The sequence below is a fragment of the Francisella noatunensis subsp. noatunensis genome, assembly GCF_009823375.1.
Taxonomy (GTDB): Bacteria; Pseudomonadota; Gammaproteobacteria; order Francisellales; family Francisellaceae; genus Francisella; species Francisella noatunensis.
In genome coordinates, this window is the sequence record NZ_WBSX01000039.1 from 1 (window position 1) to 14,071 (window position 14,071).

A 14,071-nucleotide genomic window follows, 5' to 3' on the forward strand; every position below is an offset into this window, starting at 1 on the left:
CAATATAAATACAAAAAAGAAGGTGACTCTAAACAAGTTAAGATAAAGGATAGAGCGAGTATTTCTGAAAGACCTAGCAGTGCTAATAGAAAAAATCTTTATCACTTTGAAGGTGACACTATTGTTGGTAAAGACCATAAAAGTGCTATTGTAACAATGGTCGATAGAGCTAGCAGATTTACTATTTTAGCCAAGTCTATAGATAGAACAGCTAATTCAATCAATAGAATATTGTACAAAGTATCTAATGGTCATAAAATATTAACAGCTACATTTGATAATGGTAAAGAGTTTGCTAAACATAAGAAGCTAACTAGCAAGACTGGCATCAAAGTATTCTTTGCTGATCCATACAGTCCTTGGCAAAGAGGTACTAATGAAAACATGAATAGGTATATCAGACAATTTATACCTAAAGGTACTAACTTTAACAATATATCTCATCAATACATTAGAAAGTTACAGATAGACTTGAATAATAGACCTAAGAAATGTTTAAATTACTTGACACCTAATGAAGTACATTTTGGTATCTCTATAAACATTGAGAATACAATCTAGCTTTAATATTAGATTTTTTTGAAATAAAACGCTTATAATCAGCTAAAAAAAAATGTATAGTGTTGCTTATAGAGTCTAATTTTAGGTGGGAAAATGCTTAAAACTCCTCTTTATGAATCACACTTAGCAGCAAATGCTAAAATGGTAGACTTTTCTGGATGGTCAATGCCAATTAACTATGGTTCACAAATTCAAGAGCACAATAATGTTAGAGAGAACTGTGGTGTCTTTGATGTATCACATATGCTAGCTGTTGATATTCAAGGTAAAGATGCCGAAAAGTTTTTGCGTCATATCTTAGCTAATGATGTTGCTAAGCTAGAAGCAGGCAAAGCACAGTATGGTTGTATGCTAAATCATCAAGCAGGTATCGTTGATGATCTTATTACATATAAGATTGATTCAGAGAATTTCAGAATAGTTGTCAATGCTGGCAATAGAGAGTCAGATGTAGCATGGTTTAAAGAGAACTCTCAAGATTTAGATGTTACAATAACGCCACAACAAAATCTTGCGATAGTTGCTGTACAAGGTCCAAAAGCAGTAGAGATTGTTAAGCATACTGTAACTACAGAGATCGCAGAAGAAATAGCTAAGCTAAAGCCTTTTACATTTAAGTTTTTTAGTAATTGGATGTTTGCTCGTACTGGTTATACTGGCGAAGATGGTTTTGAAATAATGCTGCCAGCAGATCAAGTAGCAGATTTTTGGGATAATTTATTAGAAAATGGTGCCGAGCCGGCAGGGTTGGGTGCTCGAGATACTTTGCGCTTAGAGGCAGGGATGCACTTATATGGATCAGATATGAATACAACTACAACCCCTTTAGAAAGGGGGCTTGGTTGGAGTGTTGATTTATCTGACGAGAATAGAGATTTTATTGGTAAAAAAGCATATCTTGCGAAAAAGTCACATGGTATAACTACTAAGTGGACAGGAGTTGTTCTAAAGTCAAAAGGCGTGCTTAGAGCAGGGCAAGAGATTGATTTTGATAATGGCGAAAAAGGATATATAACAAGTGGTAGTTTTTCACCTACTCTTAAAGTTGCTATAGCATTAGCTTATGTACCTAAAGAAGGTGCTAATCCGGTCGTCAATATACGCGGTAAAGAATTAGAAGTAGAATTAGTTAAGGCAAAGTTTGTCAAGAATGGGCGATCTTTGATTTAAAAAAATAAATATTTTCACAACAATAATTAATCGTAGTCAAGGAGGTATAAAATGTCAAATATTCCTAATGAATTAAAATACACAAAATCTCATGAGTGGGTAAAAGTAGATGGTGATGAGGTTACTGTAGGTATTACTGAACATGCGCAGTCTTTATTAGGTGATTTAGTATATGTTGAGTTACCAGAAATTGGAGAAGAATTCTCAGCTGGTGATGATACTTGTGTCGTTGAATCTGTGAAAGCAGCTTCAGATGTATATGCTCCTCTTGATGGTGAGGTTATTGATGTGAATGAATCTCTAAGTAATGATCCTTCTCAAGTGAATCATGCACCATATAGAGATGGATGGTTATTCAAACTTAAAATTTCTGATGAGTCTCAACTGGCAGATCTATTATCTGCAGATGCTTATGCAAAAACTCTTGAAGACTAATTATAGACTTTTAGAGTTTCTATTTAGTCCTTTATAAAATTCTATATACGAAGACATGGAGGAAATATGTCTTTTATTCCACATAAACCTGAGCAGATAGAAAAAATGCTTGGTACTATAGGTGCAAGCTCTGTAGATCAGTTATTTGATGAAATTCCAGCTCAGTTAAGAGCTGATACTCTTAAGATTAAAGATGGAATCAATGAGATTCAATTAGCAAATCAAATGAGAAAAAGAGCTAATAAAAATCATCATAATACAAACTTTATAGGAGCTGGTGCTTATAGTCATCATATACCTGCTGCTATATGGGATATCGTAGCTCGAGGAGAGTTCTATACAGCATATACTCCATATCAAGCAGAGGCTTCTCAAGGTGGCTTACAGGTTATATATGAGTTCCAAACTATGATGGCTGGCTTAACAGGTATGGATGCTTCAAATGCTTCTATGTATGATGGGGCGACTGCTTTGGCAGAGTCTGTACTTATGGCGATTCGCTCAAATAAAAAAGCTAAATCCCAAAAGATTTTGATTGCTGAAGCTTTGCACCCAATCTATTTAAGAGTATTAGAAACTATTACAAAGCATCAAGGTATTGAGTTTGATATCGTTAATCTTGATTCTAAAAATGGTAAGACAGATATTACTAAGTTGGAAGATTTTGCGAATATTGATTATGCGGCTGTAGTTATCCAAAGTCCTAATTTCTTAGGTCAAATAGCTGATGTTGATGGGATTACAAATTGGGCACATAAGCATGGTGCTTTGGTTATTGCCGTAACTAATCCTATGTCACTAGCAATATTAAAATCACCAGCAGAATGGGGTAATAATGGTGCTGATATAGTATGTGGTGAGGGGCAGCCTATGGGTGTGCCTTTAGCTTCGGGCGGGCCATATTTTGGTTTTATGACTTGTAAGATGGCTCATGTACGTCAAATGCCTGGTCGTATAGTTGGTAGAACAGTTGATTTAGATGGTAATGAAGGTTTCTGTCTAACTTTGCAGGCCAGAGAACAGCATATTCGTCGTGCGAAAGCTACTTCAAACATCTGTACTAACCAGGGCTTAATGGTAACAGCTGCAACTATTTATATGAGCTTACTAGGTGCAGAAGGTTTAGAAAGAGTAGCGAGTGTATCTCATGAAAATACTACTAAACTAGCAAATGAATTATCTAAATTAGATGGAGTAAATGCTAGATTTAATAATGTATTCTTTAATGAGGTTGTTATTGATTTACCTATAAATGCTGAAATTTTTGTCACAGAGATGGAAAAAGAAGGTATAGATGCAGGTTACTTCTTAGGTGAGTATCATAGTGATTTAGATAACTCTGTTATGGTTTGTGCTACAGAGATTCATACATCTGAAGATATCAAAGAGTACATAGAAGCCACTAAAAAAGTTTTAGCTAGGATAGGAGGTTAATTTAAATGGTTATTTTTGAAAAAACTAGAGGTAAAAACTCGCCATCTGTAATGCCTAGCAAAAAAGGAGATGTTTCAAATATCCCTACAGATATGCTACGCACTAAGAAACCAATACTTTCAGAGCAAGCTGAGCTAGATGTTGTTAGACACTATACACAACTTTCACGCAAGAACTTTTGTATAGATACAAACTTTTATCCACTAGGTTCTTGTACTATGAAATATAATCCGCGAGCTGCGCATAAGTATACTTCATTAGCAGGATTTTTAGAAAGACATCCTTATGCAAGCGCTCAAAGTGTACAAGGTACTCTTGAATGTCTATATGATTTGCAAGATTTGATCAAAGAGCTAACTGGTATGACAGGTGTATCATTAGCTCCTATGGCTGGGGCTCAAGGTGAGTTTGCAGGTGTAGCTATGATCAAAGCATATCATCACAAGCGTGGTGATTTTGAGCGTGATGAAATCATCGTACCAGATGCTGCCCATGGTACTAATCCAGCTACTGCAAAAGTTTGTGGTCTAAAAGTTATTGAGATTCCAACTAAGAGATGTGGTGATATTGATCTAGAAGCATTAGACAAAGTACTTGGTCCAAAGACAGCTGGTATCATGCTAACTAATCCATCAACAGTAGGTGTATTTGAAAGAAATATTGCTGTAATAGCTAAGAAAGTCCATGAAGCAGGTGGTCTATTGTACTATGATGGCGCGAACTTAAATGCGATCATGGGTAAAGCTCGTCCTGGTGATATGGGCTTTGATGTTCTTCATATGAACTTACACAAAACTTTTGCAACTCCTCATGGTGGTGGCGGTCCAGGTGCTGGCCCTGTAGCTGTTAATGATAAATTAAAAGAGTTTTTACCAGTACCTATGGTTGGTAAAAAAGGTGATAAATTTGTATGGTTAGAAGAAAAAGATGTACCAAATACTATCGGTAGAATGTCTGCATTCAACGGTAATATTGGTGTATTAATTAGAGCTTATATCTATGGTGCGATGCTTGGTGGTAATGGTCTAACAGAAGCATCTGAAATAGCGACTCTAAATGCGAACTATATGATGGCTCGTTTAAAAGAAGAAGGCTTTACGATCGCTTATCCTGATAGAAGAGCTTCTCATGAATTCATCGTAACTTTGAAACCTGAATTTCAGAATTATGGTGTGACAGCTACTGATTTTGCTAAGTGCTTGATAGATAGAGGGGTACATGCTCCTACTATGTACTTCCCGCTATTAGTACCAGAATGTTTGTTGATAGAACCTACTGAAACTGAAAATGTTGATAGTATGGAGAAGTTTATCCAAGCAATGGTAGAAATCAGAGATATTGCTAAGAAAGATCCTCAGTATCTAAAAGGCGCTCCTTATAATTTACCAGCGCGTCGTCTTGATGATGTCAAAGCAGCTAAAGAGCTAGATATTGTTTGGCAGCCTAAGTAATTTTTATATATTTATTTTTGATTTCATTGCTTTTCGTAGCCGACCTAAGAAAACAATGTCTAAAACATACATTTATATAAAAGTAGGTAGTTAAAATTTTTCTAAACTGTGATAGGTATAGGTTTGATTTTAGTGATTAGAGTAAGTAAAAGAAAGCAACATCAAAGGATCAAACTTATTAAATTTCTGTTCAAAAATATGCTCAAAGATACTATTTTTTAAATATCATTTTATGAACTTCTTCAGAAGTCTTGCCAGCGTAAGGATTTATATTACCAGCTGGAACATTAAACCCTTGTGATTCACACGTATATTCCCAAGGAGTCATTCCTCCAGATACATTATCTAAGTCATCTAAGGATAATTTTTGATAAGTATTTTCATTATGAATAGTCTGAGCAAAATCACGTAGATGTTGTTCATTATTAATATCAAAACCTTTACTTTTAAGTTCCTTTTTAGTTTCTTTTGGCAAATTATTAACGAGGTTTATAATATCATCTAGATTTGAAGTAGATGAATTCTTATTTGGCATTTTGTTTTTCCTAAATATTATGTGAGCTATTATTAAATATTATCTAGTAGCTAATATGTCTTGGGGAGACAAATCCACATGAAGACCACCAGCAATACTATCTAATTCATTTACAGATAGTTCATGATTGCGATTTTCACTTTGTAGTTTGATATAAATCTCTTTAGCAAAATCACGTAGATGTTGTTCATTATTAATATCAAAACCTTTATTTTTAAGTTCCTCTTTATTTTCTTTCGGTAAATTATTAACGAGGTTTCTAATTTCATCTAAATTTGAAATGCTAGATTGTATTCTGAAAGTTTTAAATAGTTGAAAGAGAGTTCCAAATATAGTTTATAGAGTCTCAGTCTAATCCTTCTGGAATTATTGCCGATATCAAAGCACTTGCAAAAATTGCTCATGAAGCTGGTATTCTGTTGATAGTTGATAATACTGTTGCAACACCTTATTTATTAAACCCATTAGAGCATGGTGCAGATATTGTCTCTTATTCTTTGACAAAATATTTAAGTGGCAATGGCTCTATAGACGGTCGTGCAGTTGTTGATGGAGGAACTTTTGATTGGTCAGCTAATGATAAATTTCCTTTATTAGCAAAACCTGATAGATCCTATAATAATATTTCATTTCATGAAACTTTTGGCAAGTTGGCTTTTACCGTTAGGGGGCTTGCTGCTGGTTTGCGAGATATAGGCGCTACGCTTTAGTCCACATACTGCTTTTTTGGCTATACAAGGTCTAGAAACATTAGGGGCAAGATTAGACAAGCATATCAAAAATGCTGAAAAAGTAGCAAAATTTTTAAATGCTCATCCCAAGATTAGAAAAGTTAATTATGCTGGTCTTGTTAATTTTCCATATAATCTTTTGGCTAATAAATATTTTCCAAAAGGTGTTGCGGGATTACTAACCATAGAGTTAAATGAAGGATTTGAGGCTGGTAAGAATTTGGTCGAGCAAACAAAGTTATTCACACACTGTGCTAATATCGGCGATGCTAGAAGTTTGATTATACATCCGGCTTCAACCACACATTCACAGTTAACAGAGCAAGAGCGCATACAATCAGGAGTATCTGATGGTTTGATAAGATTATCAATAGGGCTAGAAGATGCTAATGATCTAATCGAGGATTTAAAGCAGGCTTTGGATTATTCGGAGGTGCAGTATGACGATCAATGCAAAAAAGTCATTTGAGTTTTTTAGAGATTTACAGCTTAGTTATCAAACTGAGATTAGTATCAAAAATAACTCTAGTATCAAAAGATTAAAAGTAGCTATTGTAAATTTGATGCCAACTGTCAAAGAAACTGAAAAGCACTGGGCAGATGTGCTTTCTCATAATAATTCTACAATTGTTGAGTTAGTGTTTTTTCATTCACTAGTACGTCCTAGTACCAGAGTTAGCGCGAGTTACTTGCAAGAAAATTATGCTAATTGGCAGGATTATGATTTTGCTGATTTAGATGGAATTATTATCACAGGAGCCCCAGTTGAGTTATTAGAGTTTGAGAACGTTGATTTCTGTCCAGAAGTTTGTGAGATAATTTCAAAAAGCCTTGAGTATAAATCATCTGTGATGTTAGTTTGCTGGGCTGCTCAGGCTGGTCTAAATTATCTATATGGTATAAACAAACAATGTCTAGAAAATAAGTTATTTGATGTATATGAACATAAGCCTATTAAGCATGACCATCCATTGCTAAAAGGTGTAGATGGTGAGCTTAAAGCTTGTATATCTCGACAAACCAAAATTACAGATCAGAAAGTATTGGAGTATACAGATGTTATCCTAGCATCTGCAATAGATGGCTTAGATTGTTTAGCTGATAAAACACATAATATTATCTATATGTTTAATCGCCTGGAATATACTCAAGATACCCTAGAAGTTGAATATTTAAGAGATAAAGCAACTACCAATAATATAGATAAGCCATATAACTACTATGACAGCCAAAATAATATTAATTATTCATGGCAAAATGATAGAAAGACTTTTTATTCTAATTGGTTGGATATTATTAAAGATATTAAGTAGCAGAATTATAAATCCCAAGCTTTTATTATATCCTCTTCAGTGATTTTCTTTTGATTGAGATTTTCAAAGTAGATCATATATTGTTTAATCAGCTGGTTAATATACATATCTTCACCAGAGATATAGAAAATATCATTTTTATTACAATACTCGAGTAGATAATTTTTCTTATTATCCTTTTCAGGCATAGCGTGACAAAATACAATTTTTGCATTTTTAACTAAGTCTATAAATTGGGTATTTTGCTCTAGCTCCGGTGATGATGATATTGGTGTGGCATCAACTACTAGATCATACGGTCCTTCAAAATGAGGGATGTTTTCTATACCTAGTTCTTTTCATTTTTGAACTACTTTCTCAGCACTTCTACCAACTATAGTTACTTTGATACCTAAGTCTTGTAGGACTTTAAAAGCAACACCTGAAACACCACCGTTACCGTAGATTACTGCGGTTTTGATAATTTTGTTTGATGTTTTGATACCTTTTTTAAGAGCTATTTGTAAGCCATGACAATCTGTATTATAGCCATAAAGTTTACCATCTTTATTGATGATTGTATTAACAGCTAAAGTCTCTTTAGCTAGTGGTTCTATGTAATCTAAAAATGGTATTACTTTTGATTTTAGACCATTGTGGGCTGTTACAGTACCACCATTGACAAAGGGTGCTTTAATAGCATCTGTATATGTCTTGGCAGTTATATCTCCAGAAAATGTAAAGTAACAAAGGTTTAAGCCTAGCTTCTGTATAGCAGTATTATGTCTTGATATAGATGAGTTACTACCAGAAGTAGAAAATAAAAACTTAGTCTCAGTACTAAGAGGAGCTTTAAAAGTATCTGACATCTTGTTTCCTTAGCTATGAATAATTAACATTGAGTATGCTCTAAGTGGAGGGAGCTTACCTTTAGTTGTTTTTTCGATAGTCTCCGTGCCAGCTCTTTCATGATTTGCAATGATATGCCATTCATTAGTTTCTGTAGTAGGAACAATATCATTGATATCATAGTTATCTATAGCTGTTGCATTATACACTACAACTATATTTTTCCACATATCACCGTTAGCATTATCCTTAAGATGAGATACGATAACACCAGAATGAAGATCATGATATGCTGCTGAAACAATTAGATGTTTACTAATATCTTCTGGAGAAGTCATTCTAAAAGCAGGGTGCTCTTTTCTTATTTTTATAAGTCCTTTTACATAATCAAAAAAAGGCTTATATTGTAGTTTGTCTTGCCAGTGAAAAGCATTGATATCATCATTACTTTTATAACTGTTATGATCGCCTTGCTTTGTTCTAAGAAATTCACAACCTCCATGTAAGAATGGTACACCTTGAGATGTCAGTACTATTCCAAGAGCTAAACTATTTTGGCGAACTCTACGGCTGTCAAAAATATTCTCTTGGATGTTTTGTCTATAGTTACCAGCTTGTATATTTCTATTTAAACTCTTCTCTATTTGATCCCAAAGTATATAGTTATCATGAGCATCAACATAGTTGATAGTTTCTTTAGGGTTAGCAGTTAGATCATGTATAGATCCTTTTAATCCTTCCATAACTTTACCGATATTAGCTGGATTATGAGCATCACCGTTAACATAACCATTACCTGGACTATTATTGCCTCGAATAGCATCTCTAAAGGCATCGTTAAATACAGAGAAATCTTGATTTCTTTGTGTGCCTCTATATGTACCATTTCTAAGAGGGGAATCACCAGCTTTCCATGGCTCACCATAGACTATAATGCCTGGATCTATTTGTTTTACTTCTTCGGTAATTTCTTTGATAGTATCAAGATCAATCAACTCCATTAAGTCAAATCTTAGGCCATTGATTTTATAGTTTTTGACCCAGTGTAGAACAGAGTCTTTAATAAACTTACGCACCATTGGCTTTTCGGTATCAAGTTCATTACCGCATCCAGAACCATTAGTAAAATGACCTGAGCTATCTGTTCTGAAATAGTATTTTGGAACGATACTGTCAAAGTTCGATGTATCAGTCATATGGTTATAAACCATGTCCATAATTACACCAATACCCTTATTATGGAATCCTGCAATCATCTCTCTAGCACCTTTGATTCTTTGAGTTGGATCAAAGGGGTTGATAGAGTAACTTCCATCCGGAGCATTGTAATTTTGTGGATCATATCCCCAGTTTCTATTATCTTTGATATTAGCATTTGACTCATCAACTGATGAGAAATCAAATATTGGTAATAGATGCACATGGGTAACACCAAGTTCATGAAGACTATCTATACCTGCTGAAACAGATAGTTCACCATTTGAGCTGGATATCTCAGACTCTTCATATATTGTGCCTAAGAATTTGCCACGAATATTATCTGGGATATTACTGTCAGGACTGATTGTAAAATCTCTAACATGTAGTTCGTATATAATAGTATCTTGAGGATTCTTAGGTGTATGGAAGTAGCTATTTCTCCAGCTTTCGGGAGCAAAATCTTCGGAGTTAAGGTCTAGTATAAAGCCCTTTCTACCATTAGCACCAAGTCCAACTGCATAAGGATCGATAGCATAAGTTATTTTTGTATATTTATTACCACGATAGTCTATATCATCAAAATAAAATCTATATAAATAGAACTTGTTCTCACAGAATTCCCTAGCAGTGCTAACACTATGCGTGCCATATTCTGGTTCAGATACTAGATTAAATGCATCATCAGGCATCTCATGCTTATCATTATCATCTTCATGATATATCAAAAGCTCAACGTGCTTTGCTGTCGGAGCCCATATTCTAAAAGATACAATATCATTAGAGAATGTCACTCCCATATCATCATTTGGATAGTAATATTTATCCAAGAAGTTTCCGATACACACCTTCGTTGGCATAAAGGTATTATTTGCACGTATTTCTATCAAGTCACTAGGATTTAAATTTGTAGGCAAATTAGTAAATATAACTTTTTTAGATTTATATTTGATAATACTTGCTGCATGGGTTACTTTTTTTGAGTTGATCCATAGTTCAAATATAGTGCCGACAAGAGGTGTATCAGATAGGTATGCTTCAATCTTATTAGGTTCATCTAATACGGCGTAATTTACTCTAGCGTTAGTTCGGTTAATAACATCATTTAGTGATGTATAGATGTCATAATCACCATAAACTATATAAAAATTATCATGCTCTTCATTTGTTCTGAATGATCCTGTTTGTTCAGCCCAATCATTTTGCCAATACATATTCCATGTTCTTTTACGGGCAATAATATTCTTATTTACACAATCAGCATATAAGCCAAAATCACTTTTTTTGGACAATGATTTAGGTCGTGTTTTGCCTTTTTCGTCATATGTCCATAATTCCCAACTAAAATCCTGACCTAGATATTGATCATCCTTTTTGACAAAATGAACAAGTTGCCCCTTTCGAGGTTCTCTAGCTATCCTAAAAACTCTTTCCGCTCTATGATTAGGATTGTTTTTGCTACTGCAGAAAACTTTAACTTCACTAATATCAGTTATTGCTGGATCTATGATTAGTTGATTGTTTTTGATTTCAATAAGTTTTGACTTAGGTTCTACTCGCCATGTAACATCTACAATACTTCTCTTTTTTGTCAATGATTCTGTTATTGCAACTAGGTCTACTTTATAACCTGGTACTATATAGTCTTCAGATGCCTTTATTGAAAGAATCTGAAGGTTTACACACCAATTGAAAGTTAATGGTTCAAAAATACGATTGCTTGCTGATAGTCTTCTTTCATTACCTTCTAAATCAACTAATACAAAAGAATATTGATTTGAACCATTGATAAGACTAGAGATTTTAAGTACATTTTTTGTTAGCCATAGGCTACCATCGTCAGGATCTACTTCCCAGACAAGTTTATATCTATCTTCTTTTTTCCAATGATTGAAATGTCCTATAACATATCCATATGAGAAACCATGCGCATTGATTCTAAATCTAATACTATTTGTATCTGGATCTTGATCGAGCGTATATTTGGCATTGAATTTTTCGAAAATATTATTTTTTTCTATCCATATATTATTTGATGACTGCATATCTACAACTTTAAGTTAAATTAATATGTTTGTGAATAATTTGGTTAAGCCATTATAGCTTTATTTTTTGAGTTTGAGAACAAGGGTGGCCATTGGAGGAACTTTTATTGTAATCCTTTGATCAAAACCATGCGATGATTCAGGAGTTGAAAATATTTCATCGGCAATAAGTTGACCAGAGCCACCAAATTCAAGATCATCAGAGTTAAATGCTTCAATATAAGATCCTGCATCAGGAACACCTATGTGGTAGTCGTAATATGTCATTGGAGTGAAGTTACAGACAAATATTAGCTTTTCTTTACCATCCTTGTTTGATCTAACAAAAGACAAAATACTTTGTTCAGAGTTGTTTGCATCAATCCACTGGAAGCCTTTATGATCATAATCACATTCCCATAGTGCAGTTTCAGCTTTATAGAATTCATTTAGTTTCCTAAAGAAATTTAATGTTTCTCTATGCGTACGATATTCATCAACAACTTGCCATTGTAGTTGTTCATATTCTCGCCATTCGATAAATTGACCAAATTCACTACCCATAAATATAAGTTTTTTACCGGGATGTCCAATCATAAATGACATATATAAGCGAAGTCCTGCATACTTATTCCACAGATCTCCCCACATTTTATTTATCAATGACTTCTTACCATGTACAACTTCATCATGAGATATAGACAAAATAAATTTCTCTGAATAGTGGTATACCATAGAGAAAGTAATTAAGTTGTGATGATATTTGCGATAGACAGGGTCTAATGAAATATAGCGTAGTGTATCGTTCATCCAACCCATGTTCCATTTAAAATCAAATCCTAAACCACCTTGTTCAACAGGTGTGGAGATATTTGGCCAAGATGATGATTCCTCAGCAATTGTGATCACTCCTTTGCTAGTATGTTTTAAGACACCATTTAGTTCTCTTAAGAAAGCAATTCCTTCTAAATTCTCATGTCCACCATGAATGTTAGGTACCCACTGACCATCTTCTCTATCATAGTTTAGATATAAGATATTCGATACTGCATCGACACGAAGTCCATCGATATGAAATTCATTGATCCAGTACATGGCATTTGATATTAAGAAACATTTGACCTCATTTCTACCTAGATCAAAATTATGTGTCCCCCAGCCTTTATTTATAGCTTTTGTAGGCTCTTGGTATTCGTAACATGCACTACCATCAAAGTTGATCAAACCATGCTGATCTTTGCAGAAATGTCCTGGTACCCAATCTAAGATTACACCAATATCATGAGTGTGAAGTTTATCAACTAGATGTTTCAAACCCACTAAATCACCATGACGACTATTAATTGAGTAAAAACCTGTTGGTTGATAACCCCATGAAGCATCTAGTGGATGCTCATGTAGCGGCATAAACTCAACATGCGTGTATCCCATATCCTTGACATATTTGGGTAATACTTCAGCAATTTCCTCATAAGTCATAAACTTATCATCTTTAGTTTTCCATGATGCTAAGTGAAGTTCGTAGATGTTCATTGGGCTATTATAGTAGTCAGCAGTAGCACGCTTTTTTAACCATTTCTCATCATGCCATTTGTATGTTGTTTGTGTACTTATTACAGAGGCAGTATTTGGTCTTAATTCTGAGAAAAAAGCATAAGGGTCACTTTTATATACATAATGATTTGTATCTTTATTTGTGACTACAAATTTATATTTATCACCATCTTTTACATCTGAGATAAATATGCTCCATAGTCCAGCATCGGTGATACGTTTCATATAATTTTTATCTTCAACTTGCCAGTGGTTAAAATCACCAATCACACAAATACTTTTTGCATTTGGAGCCCATGTTGTAAATCTAACACCATCAATTCCATCTTTGGATGCTTTGTGAGCACCCATGAACTCATAAGCATATATGTGCTTACCTTCGTGGAAGAAATGAATATCTTGCTCGCCAATAGTAGAGTGATTATTTTGTTTTGAATTTACGTTTTTCATAAAAGCTCCTAATCAAAAAGTACAGAATCCACGCGGTTTCTAATCTGGGTACTTGCAAGCACCAAAAATCTCTATAATTACAATCTTAATAGTTTATGAGAGCTTAGTAAACTGAATAATTAATATAAAAAATAATTTTAGTAATAATACAGTTATTGGTTATTTTAAATTCATAGATATAGTGATAAGATGAATTGTATAGGCTATTACCTAATTCCAAATTTGGTAAGGGATTGTTGCTTATTTTATTCATTATATGCTAGATTGTATTCTGAAAGTTTTAAATAGTTGAAAGAGAGTTCCAAATATAGTTTATTAGGTTTTGACGAAACTAAAATAAACGATAAGGAACTAAAAAATGCCAAAGCACTTAACTCTTTCAAATAGA

General features: G+C 33.9%; 11 protein-coding genes and 1 pseudogene. 8 read left to right on the plus strand and 4 right to left on the minus strand.

The genetic code is table 11. The features are described from left to right. The 5 genes from F8C69_RS04590 to gcvPB all read left to right on the plus strand — a co-directional run. The coding region (locus F8C69_RS04590) for an IS30 family transposase (protein WP_159183759.1) at positions 1–561 on the plus strand (561 nt) is incomplete at its 5' end. A 93-nt stretch (positions 562–654) separates the two neighbouring features. Further along, the gene (gcvT, locus tag F8C69_RS04595; RefSeq protein ID WP_159184375.1) at positions 655–1,731 is read left to right on the plus strand and encodes a glycine cleavage system aminomethyltransferase GcvT; all 1,077 of its coding nucleotides are present in this window, start codon (positions 655–657) and stop codon (positions 1,729–1,731) included. Positions 1,732–1,782: 51 nt separating this feature from the next. Further along, entirely contained in the window at positions 1,783–2,166 is a 384-nt protein-coding gene (gene gcvH, locus F8C69_RS04600) for a glycine cleavage system protein GcvH (RefSeq protein ID WP_159184376.1), read from the plus strand. A 66-nt stretch (positions 2,167–2,232) separates the two neighbouring features. Next, positions 2,233–3,600: an aminomethyl-transferring glycine dehydrogenase subunit GcvPA gene (gcvPA, locus tag F8C69_RS04605; RefSeq protein ID WP_159184377.1), complete on the plus strand. Its 1,368-nt coding sequence runs from the start codon at positions 2,233–2,235 to the stop codon at positions 3,598–3,600. Positions 3,601–3,605: 5 nt separating this feature from the next. Then, positions 3,606–5,051: an aminomethyl-transferring glycine dehydrogenase subunit GcvPB gene (gene gcvPB, locus F8C69_RS04610; RefSeq protein ID WP_159184378.1), complete on the plus strand. Its 1,446-nt coding sequence runs from the start codon at positions 3,606–3,608 to the stop codon at positions 5,049–5,051. A gap of 211 nt (positions 5,052–5,262) precedes the next feature. Here gcvPB and F8C69_RS04615 read toward each other — a convergent pair whose 3' ends face one another. Further along, positions 5,263–5,586: a hypothetical protein gene (locus F8C69_RS04615; protein WP_159184379.1), complete on the minus strand. Its 324-nt coding sequence runs from the start codon at positions 5,584–5,586 to the stop codon at positions 5,263–5,265. 395 nt (positions 5,587–5,981) lie between these two features. On the opposite strand from F8C69_RS04615, the gene F8C69_RS10550 reads away from it, so the two are divergent. From F8C69_RS10550 to F8C69_RS04625, 3 genes are read left to right on the plus strand one after another with little or no spacing between them, the layout of a single operon-like run. Then, complete coding sequence (locus F8C69_RS10550; RefSeq protein ID WP_236352338.1) at positions 5,982–6,296, plus strand: PLP-dependent transferase; 315 nt, start codon at positions 5,982–5,984, stop codon at positions 6,294–6,296. Between the two features lie 16 nt (positions 6,297–6,312). Continuing rightward, positions 6,313–6,786 (plus strand): PLP-dependent transferase, encoded by a 474-nt coding sequence (locus F8C69_RS10555; protein WP_234384219.1) that lies wholly within the window; start codon positions 6,313–6,315, stop codon positions 6,784–6,786. Then, positions 6,758–7,630 (plus strand): homoserine O-acetyltransferase/O-succinyltransferase family protein, encoded by an 873-nt coding sequence (locus F8C69_RS04625; RefSeq protein ID WP_159184380.1) that lies wholly within the window; start codon positions 6,758–6,760, stop codon positions 7,628–7,630. The genes F8C69_RS10555 and F8C69_RS04625 overlap by 29 nt, the downstream gene beginning before the upstream one ends. Before the next feature lie 5 nt (positions 7,631–7,635). Here the strand turns inward: F8C69_RS04625 and F8C69_RS04630 are convergent. The 3 genes and pseudogenes from F8C69_RS04630 to glgB form a co-directional block, all read right to left on the minus strand. Beyond that, positions 7,636–8,478 (minus strand): annotated as a pseudogene (locus F8C69_RS04630) (shikimate dehydrogenase family protein). 9 nt (positions 8,479–8,487) lie between these two features. Then, the gene (gene pulA / locus F8C69_RS04635) at positions 8,488–11,700 is read right to left on the minus strand and encodes a type I pullulanase (protein WP_159184381.1); all 3,213 of its coding nucleotides are present in this window, start codon (positions 11,698–11,700) and stop codon (positions 8,488–8,490) included. A gap of 60 nt (positions 11,701–11,760) precedes the next feature. Continuing rightward, on the minus strand, positions 11,761–13,683 hold the full coding sequence (gene glgB, locus F8C69_RS04640; protein ID WP_159184382.1) for a 1,4-alpha-glucan branching protein GlgB: 1,923 nt from the start codon (positions 13,681–13,683) through the stop codon (positions 11,761–11,763). Positions 13,684–14,071 lie beyond the last annotated feature (388 nt).